Origin of the sequence: Falsiroseomonas sp. HW251 (assembly GCF_050563545.1) — a bacterium.
GTDB lineage: Bacteria > Pseudomonadota > Alphaproteobacteria > Acetobacterales > Acetobacteraceae > Falsiroseomonas.
In genome coordinates, this window is record NZ_JBNXUM010000005.1 from 1 (window position 1) to 18,429 (window position 18,429).

Here is an 18,429-nt window from a genome sequence, read left to right on the forward strand (position 1 = left end):
ACTTCAACTCCACTGACCTTCGGCGGCGTGGCTTGGCTAAGCCGTGCCGGCGTGGACAGCGGCTACCTCACTGACACCGCGCTGCCGATGGTGCTGATCCGCGCTGGCCAGGGCATCTGCTTTGGCCACTGACGGCGTCTGGCATCGCCCGCACGGCACAGCGGGACGCCGGCGCCGCCTCTGGCGCGGTGAACGTTGCGCACCAACTCGGCAACGCCGTGGGTCTTAGCCTGATGGCAGCGATCGCTGCCGCAGCCGAAACGGGCCTCACCGCTGCCTCGGCGATTGCCCAAGGTGCGGAAGCAGCCCTGACCGGCGCCAGTGCGTTGCTGCTGCTGGCGATCTCGGTGGCCTTGATGCTGATCCTGCCAGCCGGCGCGGTCGACGCAGCCAAGCCGTCGCCGAGCCGATTGAGCGATTCGGAAAGCTGTCAGGTGGCCGGTCGCAGAGCGCCCACAGGTTGTGCCCCGCGTGCATAGCCCTGATCCAGTGCCGCGATGGCGCCCTGCCGAGCCTGAGCTGCGCCTGATCGAGCTCTCCACGGTCGGGCTTGCCGGCACGCCGGACGAGGTGGCGAACGTCGGCGCGCTGCTGATGGGACCTGACGGCGGATTTACCACGGAGAACGCCGTGCTGACGCATGGGGCCGCCTCCTACTGGTTCGATAATCTCGCGCCTCGGTGATCGGACGGCGAATCCGCGCGTTCACACCGTCGGCCCTGCCGCGAGTGGCATTTCAAGACCGAAGAAGGATTTGATGTACGATGCAACATCCCGATGCACCCGCGGTGACCCGACGCGCCGCGATCACCGCCCCGGTCGCGTCCACGGTGGCCGCTTCTGCGGCGCCAGAAGCAGCTGCCCAAGGCATATCTGCGGGCGTTCCCGTCGCGGGAGTGCCTGCCCTTTCGCGGGTCTCACTCACCGTGAACGGCAAGGGCCGGACGATCGATCTCGATACGCGGACGACGCTGCTCGACGCCTTGCGCGAGCACCTGCAGCTCACCGGCAGCAAGAAGGGCTGCGACCACGGCCAGTGCGGCGCCTGCACGGTGATCGTGGACGGGCGGCGGATCTATTCCTGCCTGACCCTCGCCGTCATGCACGAGGGCGACGAGGTCACGACGATCGAGGGACTGGGTCAGCCTGGCAACCTCCATCCGATGCAGGCCGCCTTCGTGCGGCACGACGGCTACCAGTGCGGCTACTGCACGCCCGGCCAGATCTGCGCATCGGTCGCGATGCTGGAGGAGATCGAAGCCGGCATCCCAAGTCACGTCACCGCCGACCTGACGGCACCCCCGCGGCTCAGCGCGGAGGAAATCCGCGAGCGCATGAGCGGCAACATCTGCCGCTGCGGCGCCTATTCCAACATCGTTGACGCGATCACCGAGGTCGCGGGAAGGCCCGCATGAGACCCTTCACCTACGAGCGCGCGCGCAGCCCGGCCGAGGCAGCCTCCGCGGCGGCGCAGACCCCCGGTGCGCGGTTCATCGCGGGCGGCACGAACCTGCTCGACCTCATGAAGCTTCAGGTCGAGACGCCGGCCCACCTGATCGACGTGAACGGCGTCGGCCTCGACCGGATCGAGCCGACGCCAGAGGGCGGGCTGCGGGTCGGCGCGCTCGTGCGCAACACCGACCTCGCGGCGGATGCGCGGGTGCGGCGGGACTACGGCGTGCTGGCCCGCGCGCTGCTAGCCGGTGCGACGGGCCAGCTGCGGAATAAGGCCACCACTGCGGGCAACCTGCTCCAGCGCACGCGCTGCCCTTATTTCTACGATACCAACATGCCCTGCAACAAACGCCGGCCCGGATCGGGTTGCGCGGCGATCGGCGGCGCCACGCGGGGGCTCGCGGTCATCGGTGCGAGCAACGCCTGCATCGCGACGCATCCCTCCGACATGGCGGTGGCGCTCCGCGCGCTCGACGCGGTGGTAGAGACGGTCAAGGCGGACGGCACCACGCGGCGTATCCCGATCGCCGAATTCCACCGCCTGCCCGGCGACACGCCGCACATCGAGACGGCGTTGGCGACCGGCGAGTTCATCACCGCGGTCACGCTGCCGCGGCCGCCGGGCGGCACGCAGATATACCGCAAGGTGCGCGATCGCGCCTCCTACGCCTTCGCGCTGGTCTCGGTCGCAGCGGTCGTGCAGCGGGACGGCACGGGCCGCATCGCGCTCGGCGGCGTTGCCCATAAGCCCTGGCGGGTGGAGGATGCGGAGGCCGAGCTGCCGCGCGGCACCAAGCCTGTCATGGCGGCGATCCTGGCCGATGCGCGCCCCACCCGCGACAACGCCTTCAAGGTCATCCTGGCGGAACGTGCGCTCGCCTCCGTCCTGGTCGAGGCGAGGAACTGAGACGATGAGATTCGACACTCCCACCACCCGGAACCCGATCGACCAACTCCGCGTCGTCGGACGGCCGACCGACCGCATCGACGGACCGCTCAAGACCACCGGCACCGCGCCCTACGCCTACGAACGGCACGACGTCGTGCCGAACCAGGCCTACGGCGTCGTCCTCGGCGCAGCCATCGCCAAGGGCCGCGTGACAGCGATCGACACCGCGGCCGCCAGGGCCGCGCCCGGCGTGATCGCGATCGTCACCACGCTCGACATCGCCCCCCTGGCCAATGGGCCGATGAACGCCGCCGTCCTGTTCGGGGGTGCGGAGGTCCAGCACTACCACCAGGCCGTTGCCCTCGTGGTGGCCGAAAGCTTCGAGGAGGCCCGCGACGCCGCCGCCCGGCTCACCGTGGATTACGTCCGCGAGCCCGGGCGCTTCGATCTCGCCGCGGCTGCCAGTGCCGCCCCGCTGGTGAGCGGCGATAGCGGCGAGGGCAGTGGCGCACCGGCGGAGGACCGCATCGGCGACTTCGAGAGCGCCTTCGCCGCGGCGCCCGTGCAGCTCGACGCGACCTACACCACCCCCGACGAGAGCCACGCGGCGATGGAGCCGCACGCATCCGTCGCCGCCTGGGACGCCGGGAAGCTCACCGTATGGACCTCCAATCAGATGATCGCCTGGGCCAAGCGCGACCTCGCCAAGGCGCTCGGCATCGCTCCGGAGAACATTCGCGTCGACAGCCCCTATGTCGGCGGCGGCTTCGGCGGGAAGCTGTTCCTGCGATCCGACGTCGTACTCGCGGCGATCGGCGCGCGTGCCGCGGGCCGGCCCGTGAAGGTGGCGCTCACGCGCCCCCTCGTCGCCAACAACACCACGCATCGCCCGGCAACCATCCAGCGCGTTCGCCTCGGCGCGGGCCGGGACGGAAGGCTCACGGCCATCGCGCACGAGAGCACCTCGGGCAACCTGCCCGGGGGCAAGCCCGAGACGGCGGTGCAGCAGACGAAGCTTCTCTATGCCGGTGCCAATCGCCTGACCTCGATGCGGCTGGCCGAACTCGACCTGCCGGAGGGCAACGCCATGCGTGCCCCTGGCGAGGCGCCAGGCCTGATGGCGTTGGAGATCGCGATGGACGAGATGGCCGAGAAGCTCGGCATGGATCCCGTCGAGTTCCGCATCGTCAACGACACCCAGGTCGATCCGGAGCATCCGGAGCGGCCCTTCTCGCAACGCCAGCTCGTGCAGTGTCTCCGCCTCGGCGCCGAGCGCTTCGGCTGGCACGGGCGCAACGCCACGCCGGGTGCACGGCGCGAGGAGCGCCGGCTGGTCGGCGTCGGCGTGGCCGCGGGATTCCGCAACAACCTGCTGACGACGTCGGGCGCGCGCGTGCGGCTGGACGGTGCCGGCGTGGTCACGGTCGAGAGCGACATGACCGACATCGGGACCGGCTCCTACACCATCATGGCGCAGACGGCGGCGGAGATGATGGGCGTGGCGTTGGACAAGGTGGTCGTCCGGCTGGGCGACTCCGACTTCCCCGTCTCGGCCGGTTCGGGCGGGCAGTGGGGCGCCAACAACGCCACCGCCGGCGTCTATGCCGCCTGCGTGAAGCTGCGCGAGGAGATCGCGCGGAAGGTCGGCTTCAACTCGGCCGAGGCGGAGTTCGCCGACGGGCAGGTGCGGTCCGGCAACCGCGCCGTGCCGCTCGCGCAGGCCGCAGGCGAAGGCGGCCTCTCCGCCGAGGACGCGATCGAATACGGCGACCTCGCCCAGCGCTACCAGCAATCCACCTTCGCCGCCCACTTTGTGGAGGTTGGCGTGGACGCCTTCACCGGCGAGACGCGCGTCCGGCGCATGCTCGCGGTCTGCGCAGCCGGCCGCATCCTGAACCCCAAGTCGGCCCGCAGCCAGGTGATCGGCGCGATGACGATGGGCGTCGGCGCGGCCCTGACGGAGGCGCTGGAGGTGGACCGGCGCCACGGCTTCTTCGTCAACCACGACCTCGCGGGCTATGAGGTGCCGGTGCATGCCGACATCCCGCACCAGGAGGTAATCTTCCTCGACGAGGTGGACCCGATCTCCTCGCCGATGAAGGCGAAAGGCGTCGGCGAGCTCGGCCTATGCGGCGTGGGCGCGGCGATCGCGAATGCCATCCACAACGCTACCGGCGTGCGGGTGCGCGACTACCCGATCACGCTCGACAAGCTGATCGAGCGGCTACCCGCCGTCGCCTGAACCCCACACTGATCAGGAAGGCCATTTGAGGACTCCAGAGCGCAGACAGCGGCCGGACGCAACGCCGTCATGATTGTGCGCGACGGAACATCCGCGTGCCGGCGATCCCGTCCATGACCAGGGCCGCGGCGTCGCCTTCCGCGTCGCGGCCGAGCTCCTCGATGCAGCGCGCGTTGAAGTCGCGAACCGCCGCGCCGACCGGCATGGGCAACTCGCTCTCCGCGGCCAGCCGCGCCGCGGCACAGAGATCCCGGTGCATCACCTCGAGCGTGAAGCCTGAGGTGACCTCGCCGTCGAGCAGGCCGGAATTCGGTAGCGCTTCCAACCAGACGTTACGGCCGGCGCCGGCCAGCATGATCTCCACCGCGCGGCGCGGCGCGATACCGTTGCGCGCGGCCAGCGCCAGCGCTTCCAACGCCACGGCACGGTCGCTGGCCGAGACGACGTTGTTCGCGAGCTTCACGACATGCCCGGCGCCGACCTCGCCGGCATGGAACAGCTTTGGGCTGATGGCGCGCAGCACCGGCTCGGCACGCGCGAACTGCTCGGGGGAGGCGCCTACCATGATCCAGCGTTGGGTGCGCGACGGCTGGCTGAACGCGGCGCCGGGAAGGATGGTAGGGTTCGATTTCGTCGCGGCGCACCTCGCCGAGACGGTCGGCGTTTACGAGGTCAAGGCGCTGGCCTATGACAGCTATGGCTTTCGCAAGCACTTCGAGCCCGAGCTCGACGCGCTCGGTCTCGACCTGCTGCTGATGGAGCAGCAAGGCGGCAAGAAGAAAAGTGCGGAGACCGGGCTCTGGACGCCGGACAGCAAGCTGGCGCTCGAGCAGCTGATCCTCGAAGGTCCGATCCGGCTACGGCGCTCGCCGGTGCTGGTGGCCGCGATGATGTCGGCGCGATCGAATCGAACGCTGACGTGGGCGTCATCACGCAGGGCTTCGTGGCGCCTTGAGTCAGCCGACGTCGCGTCATTGGGAAGCCCACGCCTGTCCGGTGGCGTTCGGACTGACGCCGCCGGCGACGCTGCCAAGTGTCGCGCCGCGCAGCCGCCAGTCACGAAAGGAAGTCGAAATGGGTCTGTTCTCGAAGTCCATCAACAACCTGGACGATCTCTTCGTCCACACTCTGCAGGACATCTATTACGCAGAGCAGCAAATCGCGAAGAACCTGCCGACCATGATTCAAAAGGCCAGTGACCCGCAGCTGAAGCAGGGTCTCGAGCACCATCTCCGCGAGACGCAGAACCAGATCCAACGTCTGGAGCAGGTGTTCAAGATGCACGGCCAGACCGCGAAGGGCACGACCTGCGCCGCGATGGACGGCATCCTGGAGGAGGCGAGCGACATCCTTGGCGTCGCGAACGACAACGACGTAAAGGACGCCGCCATCATCTCGGCAGCGCAGGCGGTCGAGCACTACGAGATCACGCGCTACGGTACGCTGATCGCCTTTGCGAAGCAGCTCGGACGGCAGGACTGCGCCTCGGTGCTGCAGCAAACGCTCGACGAGGAGCATGCCGCCGACAGGAAGCTGACGCAGATTGCCGAAGCGCGCGTTAACCGGAAGGCCGCCTAACCAGCAAGGGGCGGCGCCGCGATTCAGCGCCGCCCCAAACTAAAGGATCAGCCTCGGCGACGGCGCTCGTTCTCGGGATGCGCGCCCGACGTTGGTGTTGGCGACCTCGTCGATGCCGCGGCTGAGCTCGGTGCCCGGCCATACGGTTCGGAGCAAGGCGAAGATGCGTGACAGCCTAGGGCTAGTTGCCCCGTGAGCGGGTATGGCCCTGGTCATCAAGCAAGAGGGCGAAGAACGGAAGGCGGGTTGCGGCAGCCGAACCTGAACCAAATATACGGCTTCCCCATGACACTGACGAAACTCGGGCTGTCGCTCTTCGCGCTGCTTTATATTCTTCCGCTCTGCATCGCTGCTGTCCTTCACCAGCGCACCAGCCTCGGCGCGGATTGGTGGAGCGCTGATCGCTCCAGCATCGGCCACCTTCCGCCTGCCGCTCAGCACTCGGCGGCCGTGGTCCGGGTGTTTGCGGCGCCGACGGTGAGCTGGCGCGGCGTCTTCGCCGTCCACAGCTGGATTGTCCTCAAGCCAGAAGGTGCGACGGAGTATATGCGCTACGACTACACGGCCTGGGGCGACCCGATCCGGGTAAACGGCTTCGCAGCGGACGGGCGCTGGTTCGGCCGCAACCCCGAGGTGATCTTCGCAGCGGATGGGGACACGGCCGCGGCTCTGATCCCGCGCATGCAAGCGACGATCGCGGGCTATTCGTGGCGCAATCGCGGTGACTACCGCGTATGGCCGGGGCCGAACTCGAATACGTTCGTCGCCGCGGTCCTCGATGCCGTACCTGAAGCGCAGGTGACGTTGCCTCCGACAGCCATCGGCAAGGATTATCCGCACGACGGCCGCTGGATCCGCCTCACGCCATCACGCACCGGCATACGCCTGACGATCGGCGGCTATGCCGGCGTCACGGTCGGCTGGGTCGAGGGCATCCAGGTCAACATTCTCGGCGGCGTTGCCGGCCTCGACTTACGGCGGCCGGCGCTGAAGCTACCGGGCCTCGGCCGCCCTGGCATGCCGAGCGCGTATCCGGCGTAATGCGCTGGAACCCATTCTCATAAATGGCCCGCGCCGTGGCGAACGCGCTCCATCACCTCGACCGTGATGCCCTGGCGCTTCGTCGGGCCGGCGAAAAGGCCTCGCACGGTGTGCTGCTGCCGACAACGACGCTTCGCTCCCTTCGCGCCATAAGGTGAGCTGATTGGGCGCAAGGCCGCTAGCTCGCCCCAGGGCAGAGTGAGGCAACCATGAAGCGCACGCTTGAAGCCGTGGCGGGCGAGCACCGCGCTGGCGTCATCGAGGGAGGTTGAACCGCCGGGCGTCGACGGTTGTCTGGTGCCGAAGCGTCGCGCGTGCCGGAGCTACTCCGCGGTCTGTAGCAGTGCGTGCCGGATGCGCGCGCCGGCGCTGCCCAGGACGAGGCCAATGGGTGTCAGCAGCAGGTAGCAGGCGGCACCGACCCACAGGCTCGCATTGATGGAGTGGAGGATGCTGATGCCGATCGCAACACTCGCCGCGAGCACGCCGGCGGCGCCGTTCACCGCCCAGAACCAGGGGGTGGGCCGATTGTCGATGGCATTTACCAGTCGCATCCCGGCCGGGAAGCCGAAGCCCATGAGGATCCCTGGCGGCATGATCGCGACCAGGGCCACGATGGCCCGCACCACCGTATTCTGGCCTTCAAAGGCCAGGACCAGGGCCGGGAACCACCACGTCATCAGCGCCACATAGGCCGCCAGCGTCGCCGCCCAGAGCGCGAAGCGGTTGCCGACATCGAGCGGCAGGCGCTCCGACAGCAGGCTGCCCAGCCCGGTTGAGAGGATGATCCCGAACAGGCCGATCGCCAGCCCGTAGATGGGATGGCCCAGAAAGACCGAAAGCCGCTGGATCAGCCCGATCTCGATGAACATAAAGCCCAGCCCGATCAGCCCGAAGTAGAGCGTGCCGAGCCAGGCTAGCTGCCCGGGCACCGCGCGCACCGTGGGAAGCGCCGGCACGACCATCGTCAACAGCACCAGGATCGCAGACAGCACGATGATGATCGCGACCGTCGCCGTGGCGAGCAGGTTGCCCCTGACGACGCCGCCGACCGCGCGTTGCGCGATGCGGATGGACTCGGGATCGGTGAGCACAAGCTGATTGAAGAAGAATGGACGGTCATCGGTCGGCGGCGCCATGTCCAGGTGATGCTGGCGCGACAGCGCGTGGTAGTCGGCGGGGGTGACGGCCTCGGCGATCTGCCGGAGCACGGCATTGCCCACGGCGCGGTCGGGGCTGAGCAGGACGGTGAAGCCCAGCTCCTGCACGCGCCGGTCGAGGACGGCCAGTTCCTGGCCCGTGAACGGCGCGTTCGAGACGATGAGCGTGGCGAGGTTGGACGATCCCGCCATGTAGACATGGCTCGCCGGCTGCGCGACGCCGCGGTCCCGCAGCGCGGCCATGGCGAGGCTCAGCAGGCGCCCGGTCTCGGTGACGTTCTGGGGATCGTACCAGCGGGAGACGGTGAAGACGCCGGCCGGAGCGAGCGCGCCCAGGAAATGCTGCCAGCCCTGGACGGTGTAGAGCCCGTTCTCGGACAGCGACATCGCGCCAGCACCGGTCGCGGCCCAGGTGTCGATCAGGCTCATCTGCACCACGTCGAAGCGTTCGGGCGTGCGGGCGAACCAGCTCCTCGCTTCGTCAACGATCAGGCGCATGCCCGGCAGGCTGGCTAGGCGGTTGTACTCGTGGAACCTGTTCCGTAGCAGGTCGATGAAGATCGGATTGAGCTCGACCCCCGTGACGTCGCGGAAGCCGAAGAGATAGGCCGAGAGCAGGTCGCGCCCGCCGCCGACACCGATGACGGCAGCGCGGCCTTGGTGCCGGATCGTATAGGCCAGGGTCGTCACGTCGTAGCGTAGGAAATCGACATCGGCGATATCGCCGCCGAAGCGATAGAGCGGCGTTCCCGCATCACCATCGATGTTCATGTTGAGCTGCGAGACCTCGCGCGGGGGCATGTTCGGCGACGCCCCCCACATCATCGGCGGGCCGTCCGACGGCCATTCCGCGCGAATGCGCGAGAACGAGTTCCAGTGCATCGCTGCGGGGAAGGTCATCTCGAGCCTGTTGTGCACCGAGGTGAGGACGAGACCGCGGGGATGAATGACGGCATTGATGCCGGCCGCCGCGACCAGGGCGACCGCCAGCCAGCCAGGACTGCGCAGGATTGCCATGCGTGCGATCGGAAGCTGCGCTGGTTGCCCTCCGCCGGCCCGTGCGGCCGCCGCAAAGCATACGGCCGCGACTGCGCCCACCGCGCCCACAGCCAGCAGCGTGGAGACGGCGTCCATCCAGGTCAGCAGCACGAGGACAAGCAGGCAGCCGCTCGCCGCCCCTAGCAGGTCCACCCCGTAGACGAGCCCGACCGGCCAGGGGCTCCTGGTAAGCGCGAGTGAGATCGCCATGCCGGCCAGGACGTAAGGCGGCAGCAGGATCAGGATGAGCTTCAGCCAAGCCAGGACCGTCATGACCTTGGCGCCGGACGAGGTGATCACGACCGTCGAGATTAGAAGGAGGCCGGAGGCGACAACGCTGATCGCGAAGGCCGAGGCGATCCAGGCGAGATTCGACAGCAGGCTGGCCGGTGCAAACCAATCGGAACGGAAGTGCATGAACAGCGCGCCAGCCGTCATGCCGAGCATAGCCATGCTGATGGCCAGGAATGCCAAGTGGTAGAAGGCGATCACGGAGAGCAGGCGCGTTTCCGTAACCTGGAGCATGAGCCCGCACATGCAGAACAGGAACAGTCCCGCAAGGAATAACCGCTTCGACGACTGCATCACGCCTTCCTTCCGGCAAACCTAGAGCCTACAGTCAGACGCGTAGGCGTGCGGGACTGCTCACGGGCTGTTGTGGGGAGCCTAAAGATGCGTCCTTGGGACGACGATGACGCTGCGCAGTCGCCGAGCTAGCTGGCGCGGCGCTAGATTGCCGTAAGACGACGGACACCCGAGAGAAATCAACGCGCATTGACGTGGGCGATGACTCGCGGCGGGCTTTCCCGACAAGCGCACGCTTGAAACGCGTCGCAGCTGCATCACGCTCGGCCCACTTTCGCACATTGCCGTGCCGCTGCTACTCGCCGTCGTTGCTACGATCGGTGACGCGTTCCTCGCCCTCCACCGCAGTGCCGCGGTGCTCGGGTAGCGGCGCGAGGATCGCGCGGCAGACACCGGTGATGAAGCCCGTCCAATCGCGACATCGCGATTGGAAGCAGGCTGCACCAGGCCGTCCGGTGGCCGCCGCGGCGGTCAGGATCTGCGTCCGGGTGTCCGTCAACTTCATCGTCGGGACTCCTGGTCGCGCACAACGGTGAGTCGGCGCCCTTCCCAACTTATTGGGTTGATGAATACGCCCTGGCGCCTGCCTGCCGTTGAGACGCTGCGCCCCTTTTGCGTGCTCCTACTCCGGCTCGAAGTTTGCGCTGCGCAGCAGGTCGGCGTTCCGGGCCACGTCGGCCGCGATGAAGCGACGGAACACCTCGCCACTTGCGTAGGTCGGCTCCAGGCCGAGTGTGGCAAGGCGCTCGACTGTCGCCGCCTCACGCATGATCTCCGCAACGTTGCCTTCCAGCACCGTCGTGACGGACGCCGGCAGGCTCCTGGGACCCCACAGACCGTACCACGACGCGAACTGCAGCCCCGACATGCCGGCCTCGGCGGCGGTCGGGATGGCCGGGGCGAGGGGGCTGCGGCGATCGGAGGTGATGGCGATGCCCTTCACGCCGCCGCTCTGCACCAACGGCAAGAGCGCGAGCAACGGGTCGATCATCATCTGCACGTTTCCGGCCGCGACATCCGTCAGGGCGGGGGCCGTGCCGCGGTATGGCGCGACGACAAGGTCGAGCCCGGCGAGCTTCAGGAACAGCACCGTCGCGAGGTGGCCCGCCGAGCCGAGCGCAGAGGCGCCGAAGGTCCAGCGGTTCGGGTTGCGGCGCGCATCGGCCACGATGTCGGTGATGTTCGATTGCGGCCGGTCCGGTGACAGGACGAGGAGGAGCGGCGCCGCCCCGACCTGCGCGATGGCTGCGAAATCGGCGACGGGGTCGTAGGGCGGGCGCCGCAGGACCTGGCGCGCCATCACGTGGGTGGAGGCAGAGAACAGCAGGGTGTAACCGTCCGGCGCCGCCGCCTGCACCGCTTGACCTCCGATGGTGCCGCTGCCGCCGGCGCGGTTCTCGACCACGACGGGAACGCCGAGACGCTCCGACAGACGTGCCGCGACAGTCCGCCCGACAGCATCCACCCCGCCGCCGGGCGCAAAGGGAACAATCATCCGGATTGGACGGCTCGGGTAGGCTCCCGTCTGGGTGCGCGCCGGAGCCGCGGCCAGCAACGCCGCCCCCGCGGCGATCGCCCCGCCTATCAGGTCTCGTCGATGCATCGCGTTCTCTCCCCGAGTTCGCCCGCCGCGCGCCATCGCCGACGGGGTTGCACCTCCCGCTGCTAGGGCGAGAGTTCCTCCAGCACGCGGCCCCGCGTCTCGATGGCGAAGGCCACGGTGACCGCGGCGCCGGCCAGCAGCACCGCCGCGAAGATCGCGAAGACATAGCGGATGCCGAGGCCCGAGATGACCGCGCCTACTAGGAGCGGGCCGGCGGAGGAGCCGAGCCGCAGCCATGCGCTGCCGAGGCCGGTGCCGATCGCGCGGAGCCGAGTCGGATAAAGCTCCGCGGAGTATAGGTAGAGCGAGAAGGTGATGGTCTGGACGACGGCGTAGGCGAGCCCCGCGAGGAGCAGCACCTGCATCGCAGACGTCGCGCCGAGGCTCGTCAGAACCAGGAGCGGCAGCGACGCCAGCAGGAAGGCCCAGGCGTACCAGCGCTTGCGGCCGACGCGGTCGATCAGCAGCGCGCAGATCACCGCAGCGACCACGCCGGCCGCCGATGTGATGAAGCCGTAGCCAAGGCTCGTCCGCAGATCGAGGCCGAAGGTCTCGCGGTAAAGCGTGGGCAGCCAGGTAATCGTCCCGTTCGCGACGACGTAGGAGCAGAACCAGAGAGCCCAGATCGTCAGCGTGCGCTTCAGATAGATGCCGCCGAAAAGCTCGCGCCAATCCGATCCGGCGGCCTTCGGCGCCGCGGTCGGGACAGGCGGCGGCAGGGGGCCGCCGCGTGCGACCGCGCTCTGCTCAAGGTCGGCGACGATGCGATCCGCTTCCGCGTAACGCCCCTTCGCGGCCAGCCAGCGCGGCGATTCCTTCATGAAGAACCGGAGCGGGATCATGATGACGGCGGGGACGAGGCCGACGGCAAACATCGCCTTCCAGCCATAGACGGGCACAAGGAGGTAGCCGATCAGGCCAGCGCCGAGCAGGCCGAAGAGGAACATCACCTCGTAGAGCAGGAAGAAGCGCCCCCGGCCCTTCGCGCCGATATACTCGTTGATGTAGGCGCTCGCGACCGGGACCTCGCCGCCCGTGCCGATGCCCTGGAGGAAGCGCAGGGCGATCATCATCACCGGCCCCGTGGCGAACAGACAGCCGACGTCCATCGCGACGAAGAGCAGGATCGTGAAGAGGAGGACGCGCAGCCGACCCAGGCGCTCCGCCAGCGCGCCGAAGACGACGGCGCCGATGAGCTGGCCGAGGTATCCCGCCGAGAGGATCATCCCGACCTGGCCCGGCGAGAGTTGCCACTCTCGCACCAGCACCGGCATCGCATAGGCGATGGCGAGGACGGTGTAGCCGTCGAAGAAGGTTGCCGCGCCGATGATGTTGCGCGTCCAGAAGACGCGCGGCGTGATCGGCAGCCGTTCGATGCGGGCCGCGATGTTGGCGGCGCCGTCAGAGATGCGGCCTTCGGGCGCAGCATGGGTCGCGGCGGACATCGCCGGTTCCTCCCTTGAGTTCGTTCGTCGTGACGTCACAGCAGTAGCGGGTGGCGCCGCCGCCACCCGCCGGCGGTGGTGTCAGGCCGCCTCGTCGGCGATTCCGTTGCGCAGCAAGCCGATGCCGGTGATCTCGACCTCGACGGTGTCGCCGGGCTTCAGCCAGAGTGGTGGTTGGCGCTTCGCGCCCACGCCGCCCGGCGTGCCGGTGGCGATCACGTCGCCGGGGGAAAGCGGCGTGAAGGCGGAGCAGTACTCGATGATCCGCGGCACGTCGAAGATCATGTGATCGAGCCCGGCCTGCTGCACGACCTGGCCGTTGACGCGGGTGGTCAGCGTCAGCGCGTCGAGGTCCGGCACCTCGTCCGGCGTGACGAGAAAGGGGCCGAAGGCGCCGGTCTGCGGGAAGTTTTTGCCCGGCGTGAACTGGATCGTGTGGCGCTGCCAGTCGCGGACCGAGCCGTCGTTGTAGCAGGAGTAGCCGGCAACGTGCTCGAAGGCCCGGTCGCGCGGGATGTAGCGGCCGCCCTTGCCGATCACCACGGCGAGCTCGCCCTCGTAGTCGAAGTCGGTCGAGACGCGGGGGCGCAGCAGCGGCTGGAGGTGCGCGGCCTGGCTGTCCGCGAAGCGCGTGAAGATCGTCGGGTTCTCAACGACCGCGCGGCCGGTCTCGCGCCGGTGGTCCTCGTAGTTCAGGCCGACGCAGAGGATCTTGCCTGGATTCGGGATGAGCGGAAGCAGCGTCGCGCCGCCGAGCGGCACGCGCTGGCCCGACCCTTCGCAGAGGCGCGCGAACTCCGCGACGGCGTCGGCCGCGATCACCGCCTTCAGGTCGGCGTAAGGCGTTGTCGGGGCGACGAGGATTGCATCTCCCTGGACCACGCCGCAGGCGGGGCGGTCGCCGTGGAGGAACGAGACGAGGCGCATGACGTGTCCTTCCGTTCTTGCGTTCAGGTGCAGATCAGTCCGCCGCTGCCGGCGGATGGGTCGGTTGGGGTGAAGGATTCGAGCGTCGCGGTGAGATCCGCGACGAAGCGGTCGAGCGCCGCGGGCTCCACGCCGGCGGAAGGCAGGCGCAGCAGCCAGGCACGGAAGGCGAGGGCGCGGATCTCCGTCGCCTCGCGCTCTCGCTCGCGCGCGTCCAGCAGGGCGACGAGCGGTGCGACGCCCTCCTCAGCGTAGCGGCCGCGCATGTAGTCCAGTATGTCGGCCTCCATGTCCGTCGGGTCCATTGCGGGGATCAGGAAATGGCCCATGCAGGTGCATCCGACCGGGTGGACGGGGCGGGAGACGACCGCGCGCCAGAGGTTCGCGACGCGCGAGACACGCTGCACGAGGCCTTCATTCGCCGTCGTCACGGCCCCGCTCCTCAGCCCGGGGTCATGTCGAGCTGCGGGCCGGTGTCCGCATCCTGCGTCGCGGCGCTCGGCGCCACGACATCCGTGCGGGCTCGGAGACCGCGCGTTGCCGCCTCGTCCACCTCGCCCCTGACATCGAGCACGACACGGTAGGTTGAAAGCGCTGCGCTGCGCGAGACGTAGCCCTGGCGCACGTCGTGGGCGACGCGGATGGGGTCGCGCTCCACCGGCGGGCCGAAGCCGCCGCCGCCGCCGGAGCGCATCATGTAGGCGTCGCCGGCCTTCAGGCGCACGTTGAAGACCTTCGCGTTCGGGAACTCGAACCCCCATTCGCCACTCCGGCGCAGGCCGATGCCGTTGCCCGCAGCGTCGTGCCCGCCATCCAGGCCCCAGGGCTTGCAATGCACGCGATCGATGCGCGTCGTCAGCTGGAAGGGGGCAAGGGCACGTACGACCTGCTCGCAGCCCAGGCCGCCGCGGTTCCGCCCGGCCCCGCCGCTGTCCTCGCGCAGAGCGTACCGCTCGACCAGCACCGGGTATTTGGCCTCGAGCTGCTCGGTCGGGCTGTTGTGGGTGTCGCCGTCGTTGATGCAGACGGTGGCGGAAACGCCGTCCTCGCTCGCCTTCGCGCCCCAGCCGCCGCCGAGCGGGCCGATACCGACGATGTAGAACTTGCCGTCGGCGGGGTTGATGCCGTGGATGTTCGGGAAGACCAGGTCGGCATGGTGGCCGGAGGCGACGCGATCCGGGATCGCCTTCGCCATCGCCTTGAAGATCGTGTCGATGACCGTCATCGGATACGTCATCCACACCCGCATCGGCGCCGGTCGCTCGGCGGAGACGACCGTACCCATCGGCATGATCACGTCGAGGTTGCGGAAGGACCCTTCGTTCACGGGATAGTCCGTCGGTGTCGCCAGGCACTTGAAGGCGACCTGGGCGCAGGCGATCCCTGTGGTGACGCCGGAATTGTAGAAGCCGCGGACCTGCTTCGCGACGTCGGAGAGGTCGACCGTCATGCGGTCGCCGCGCTTCTCCACGCGCACCCGGATGGGCACGGGCTCGCCAACCTCCAGCCCGTCGTCGTCCATGAAGCTCTCGGCCTCGTAGACGCCGTCGGGTATGTTGAGCGTGTTGGCGCGGGCCAGCGCCTCCGACTGGTCCATGATGACGGCAATGGAATCACGCACGGCCTGCCAGCCGTAGCGGGTGACGAGCTCGAGGTAGCGCCGCTCGCCCGTCGTGATCGCGACGATCTGGGCGCGCAGGTCGCCCATCGCCTTCTCGGACAGGCGGACGTTCATAGCGATGATGTCTACCAGCTCCTGGTTCACCTCGCCCCGGCGGCGGTACTTCACGATCGGGATCTGGATGCCCTCGGACCAGATGTCCGTCGTGACGGTGCCGAGCGTCCCGCCCACGTCGAGCCAATGGGCCATGCAGCAGGTGAAGCCGATCAGCTCGCCCTCGTGGAAGATCGGCATTGTGAAGGTGAAGTGGTTGAGGTGCGAGCCCGTCGTGTAGGCGTCGTTGGTGACGAGGATGTCGCCCTCGTGGATGTTCTCGTAGCCGAAGCGGCGGATCTTCGCCTTCACCGTCTCCGACATGCCGCGGATGAACATCGGCAGCCCGAGCCCGATGGAGACGGTGTCGCCCTCCTTCGTGAAGAGACCGACGGTGAAGTCCAGCGCCTCGTAGATGATGAGGTTGTAGGCGGTCCTCATCAGGTTGGTCTTCATCTCCTCCGTCACGGCGAGCAGGCCGCGGCGCACGATCTCGACGGTGACGGCGTCCACCTTCGCGGTGGCGGCCTTGGCGGTGTCGTTCATCACGCGTCGCTCCCGATGGCGATGAGAAGGTTGCCGGCGGCGTCCACCTCCAGCGCGTCGCCGGGCTGGAGGACGGTGGTGGAGGCATGCTCCTCGATGAGGGCAGGGCCGCTGATCCGGTTCCCGGCCTTGAGGCGGTCCCGCGTGTAGACCGGCGTGTCCATGAGCCGGCCGAAATAGGCCTGCTTGCGCCGGACCAGCGCCTCGGCGTCCGGATCCGGCCCGCCGGCGGGCACGGAATGCCGCGGCGGCTTGCGCATGACGCCGGAGACGGTGACGCGCAACGAGACGAGCTCCGCCGGCTCGCCCGGGGCGCTGGTGCCGTAGCGGACCTCGTGCTGGGCGTCGAAGTGGCGCTTGATCGCCTCGCGGTCGCCGCGCTCGAAGACCTCGCGCGGCAGCTCGACCGTCACCGCGTGTTCCTGGCCGACGTAGCGCATGTCGGCGGCGCGCTCGATCTCGATCCGCTCCGGCGTGACGGCGGAGGCCTTGATGGCCGTCCGTCCTTCGCTCTCCATGCCGGCGTAGATGCCTTCGATCTCGGCGAAGTCCGCCGTGGCGAGGCGGCGGAAGCAGGACCGGACGTAGTCGTAGCGGAGGTCGGAGAACAGCATCCCGTAGGCCGAGAAGTAGCCCGGCGCGTAGGGGATCATCACGCGGCGGATGCCGATCTCCCGCGCGATGGCGGAGGCGTGAAGAGGACCGGCGCCGCCATAGACCGCCATGACGAAACCGCCGACATCGAGGCCGCGCTCCGTCGTCACCGCCTTCACGGCGTAGGACATCGTGGTCACCGCGATGCGCAGGATGCCGTCGGCGGCCGCGTGCACGTCCATGCCGAGCGGGCCCGCGATTTTCTCATGCATCGCGCGCTCGGCGCCGGCGAGGTCGAGCGCCATGGTGCCGCCGAGGAAGTGGTCGGGGTCGAGGCGGCCGAGCAGGAGGTTGGCGTCCGTAACGGTCGGCTCGGTGCCGCCGCGGCCGTAGCAGACGGGGCCCGGCATGGAGCCCGCGCTCTGTGGACCGACGCGCAGTGCATTGCCCTGGCCGAGGCGCGCTATGGAGCCACCGCCGGTGCCGACCTCGAAGATGTCGGTCATCGGGATCTGGATCGGCAGCGCTTGGTCGTAGCCACCAAGCAGCGCGGATCCGGTGGTCAGCGGCTTGCCGCGGTAGATCACGCCCGCCTTGGCCGTGGTGCCGCCCATGTCGAAGGCGATGGCGTCGGAGAGCCCGAGCCCCTCGCAGATTGCCTGGGTGCCGATGACGCCGGCGGCGGGGCCCGATTCCAGCATGCGCACGCAGTCGCGCCGCGCATGCTCCACCGGAAACAGCCCGCCGGTGGACTGCACGACGAAGAACGCGCCGCCGAAGTCGTGGCGGGCGAGATGGTCGGAAAGCTCGCCGAGATAGGTCGCGACCCGCGGCCCGACATAGGCGTTGGCGGCGACTGTCGAGACGCGCTCGAACTCCCGGTATTCCTGGCTGAGTTCGTGAGAAGCGCTGACGAAGGCGCCCGGCAGCTCCTCCGTCACGATCTGCTTTACCCGGACCTCATGTGCGGGGTTGCGGTAGGAGTGGAGGAGCAGGATAGCGACCGCCTCCACCTGGCCCGGCTCGAGCGAGCGGAGGACGGAGCGCAGATTGTCCTCGTCGAGCGGCTTGTGGACCGCGCCGCTCGCCAGCAGCCGCTCATGCACCTCGAAGCGCGAGGAGCGGTCCACCAGGGGCACGTGCTTCTTGAAGAACAGGTTGTAGGCGTCGGGCCGGTTGACGCGCCCGATCTCGTAGATGTCCCGGAAGCCCTCGGTGACGAGCAGGACGGTCTTGGCGCCGGTCCGCTCGAGCAGCGTGTTGATGGCGATAGTGGAGCCGTGGAGGAAGAGGTGCGCGTCCGCGAAGGAGGCGCCGGCGATGTCCACGGTGTTTTGGATGCCGTCCACGAGCTTGCCGTGCGTGGTCAGGGCCTTGCCGAAGCGCAGCTCGCCGGCGGCTTCGTCGAAGGCCGCGAGATCGGTGAAGGTGCCGCCGATGTCCACGGCCATGCGGAGTTTCGGGCGGGCGCCGGCAGGGGCGTCGTCGAGCGGCATGGGGCGCTTCCTCCTGGTGGTCTTGACTGATCTTCGGAATGCGAAGTAGACTTCGCACTGGACGCCGATCGTGTATCGGCGCAGGCCGACCACTGTCAACAGAAAATCGAAGAGAA

Annotated in this window: 17 protein-coding genes; 8 read left to right on the forward strand and 9 right to left on the reverse strand. The window is 68.6% G+C overall.

All coding sequences use genetic code 11. The features are described 5' to 3' along the window. The first annotated feature begins 233 nt into the window (after positions 1-233). The 5 genes from ACLF3M_RS06960 (at position 234) to paoC (ending at position 4,586) form a co-directional block, all read left to right on the forward strand. Entirely contained in the window at positions 234-479 is a 246-nt protein-coding gene (locus ACLF3M_RS06960; protein ID WP_430656152.1) for a hypothetical protein, read from the forward strand. 10 nt (positions 480-489) lie between these two features. Beyond that, a complete protein-coding gene (locus ACLF3M_RS06965) occupies positions 490-684 on the forward strand; it encodes a hypothetical protein (RefSeq protein ID WP_430656153.1) in 195 nt (64 codons plus the stop codon). A gap of 80 nt (positions 685-764) precedes the next feature. Beyond that, entirely contained in the window at positions 765-1,415 is a 651-nt protein-coding gene (paoA, locus tag ACLF3M_RS06970; RefSeq protein ID WP_430656154.1) for an aldehyde dehydrogenase iron-sulfur subunit PaoA, read from the forward strand. Continuing rightward, positions 1,412-2,362, forward strand: coding sequence for an FAD binding domain-containing protein (locus ACLF3M_RS06975; protein ID WP_430656155.1), 951 nt, complete (start codon positions 1,412-1,414; stop codon positions 2,360-2,362). Before paoA ends, ACLF3M_RS06975 begins: the two co-directional genes overlap by 4 nt. Before the next feature lie 4 nt (positions 2,363-2,366). After that, positions 2,367-4,586 (forward strand): aldehyde oxidoreductase molybdenum-binding subunit PaoC, encoded by a 2,220-nt coding sequence (gene paoC, locus ACLF3M_RS06980; protein WP_430656156.1) that lies wholly within the window; start codon positions 2,367-2,369, stop codon positions 4,584-4,586. A 67-nt stretch (positions 4,587-4,653) separates the two neighbouring features. Here paoC and ACLF3M_RS06985 read toward each other — a convergent pair whose 3' ends face one another. Next, entirely contained in the window at positions 4,654-5,151 is a 498-nt protein-coding gene (locus tag ACLF3M_RS06985) for an NAD-binding protein (RefSeq protein ID WP_430656157.1), read from the reverse strand. On the opposite strand from ACLF3M_RS06985, the gene ACLF3M_RS06990 reads away from it, so the two are divergent. The 3 genes from ACLF3M_RS06990 (at position 5,150) to ACLF3M_RS07000 (ending at position 7,205) form a co-directional block, all read left to right on the forward strand. Then, positions 5,150-5,785 carry a hypothetical protein gene (locus ACLF3M_RS06990; RefSeq protein WP_430656158.1) on the forward strand — a complete coding sequence of 212 codons (636 nt, stop codon included), beginning with the start codon at positions 5,150-5,152 and terminating at the stop codon, positions 5,783-5,785. The two genes, ACLF3M_RS06985 and ACLF3M_RS06990, sit on opposite strands and share 2 nt — an antisense overlap. Continuing rightward, positions 5,715-6,164 (forward strand): ferritin-like domain-containing protein, encoded by a 450-nt coding sequence (locus tag ACLF3M_RS06995; protein ID WP_430656453.1) that lies wholly within the window; start codon positions 5,715-5,717, stop codon positions 6,162-6,164. The genes ACLF3M_RS06990 and ACLF3M_RS06995 overlap by 71 nt, the downstream gene beginning before the upstream one ends. 285 nt (positions 6,165-6,449) lie before the next feature. Further along, complete coding sequence (locus tag ACLF3M_RS07000; RefSeq protein ID WP_430656159.1) at positions 6,450-7,205, forward strand: DUF3750 domain-containing protein; 756 nt, start codon at positions 6,450-6,452, stop codon at positions 7,203-7,205. A 323-nt stretch (positions 7,206-7,528) separates the two neighbouring features. Here ACLF3M_RS07000 and ACLF3M_RS07005 read toward each other — a convergent pair whose 3' ends face one another. The 8 genes from ACLF3M_RS07005 to ACLF3M_RS07040 all read right to left on the reverse strand — a co-directional run bounded on the left by ACLF3M_RS07005 (position 7,529) and on the right by ACLF3M_RS07040 (position 18,313). After that, positions 7,529-9,928 (reverse strand): hypothetical protein, encoded by a 2,400-nt coding sequence (locus ACLF3M_RS07005; protein ID WP_430656160.1) that lies wholly within the window; start codon positions 9,926-9,928, stop codon positions 7,529-7,531. A 355-nt stretch (positions 9,929-10,283) separates the two neighbouring features. Then, positions 10,284-10,493, reverse strand: coding sequence for a hypothetical protein (locus ACLF3M_RS07010; RefSeq protein ID WP_430656161.1), 210 nt, complete (start codon positions 10,491-10,493; stop codon positions 10,284-10,286). Positions 10,494-10,610: 117 nt separating this feature from the next. After that, positions 10,611-11,627 (reverse strand): Bug family tripartite tricarboxylate transporter substrate binding protein, encoded by a 1,017-nt coding sequence (locus ACLF3M_RS07015; RefSeq protein ID WP_430656162.1) that lies wholly within the window; start codon positions 11,625-11,627, stop codon positions 10,611-10,613. A gap of 26 nt (positions 11,628-11,653) precedes the next feature. After that, positions 11,654-13,036, reverse strand: coding sequence for an MFS transporter (locus ACLF3M_RS07020; protein WP_430656163.1), 1,383 nt, complete (start codon positions 13,034-13,036; stop codon positions 11,654-11,656). A gap of 81 nt (positions 13,037-13,117) precedes the next feature. After that, positions 13,118-13,963: a fumarylacetoacetate hydrolase family protein gene (locus ACLF3M_RS07025; RefSeq protein ID WP_430656164.1), complete on the reverse strand. Its 846-nt coding sequence runs from the start codon at positions 13,961-13,963 to the stop codon at positions 13,118-13,120. Between the two features lie 23 nt (positions 13,964-13,986). Beyond that, positions 13,987-14,394 (reverse strand): hypothetical protein, encoded by a 408-nt coding sequence (locus tag ACLF3M_RS07030; RefSeq protein ID WP_430656165.1) that lies wholly within the window; start codon positions 14,392-14,394, stop codon positions 13,987-13,989. An 11-nt stretch (positions 14,395-14,405) separates the two neighbouring features. Continuing rightward, a complete protein-coding gene (locus tag ACLF3M_RS07035; protein WP_430656166.1) occupies positions 14,406-16,223 on the reverse strand; it encodes a hydantoinase B/oxoprolinase family protein in 1,818 nt (605 codons plus the stop codon). Further along, positions 16,223-18,313 (reverse strand): hydantoinase/oxoprolinase family protein, encoded by a 2,091-nt coding sequence (locus tag ACLF3M_RS07040; RefSeq protein ID WP_430656167.1) that lies wholly within the window; start codon positions 18,311-18,313, stop codon positions 16,223-16,225. Before ACLF3M_RS07040 ends, ACLF3M_RS07035 begins: the two co-directional genes overlap by 1 nt. Positions 18,314-18,429 lie beyond the last annotated feature (116 nt).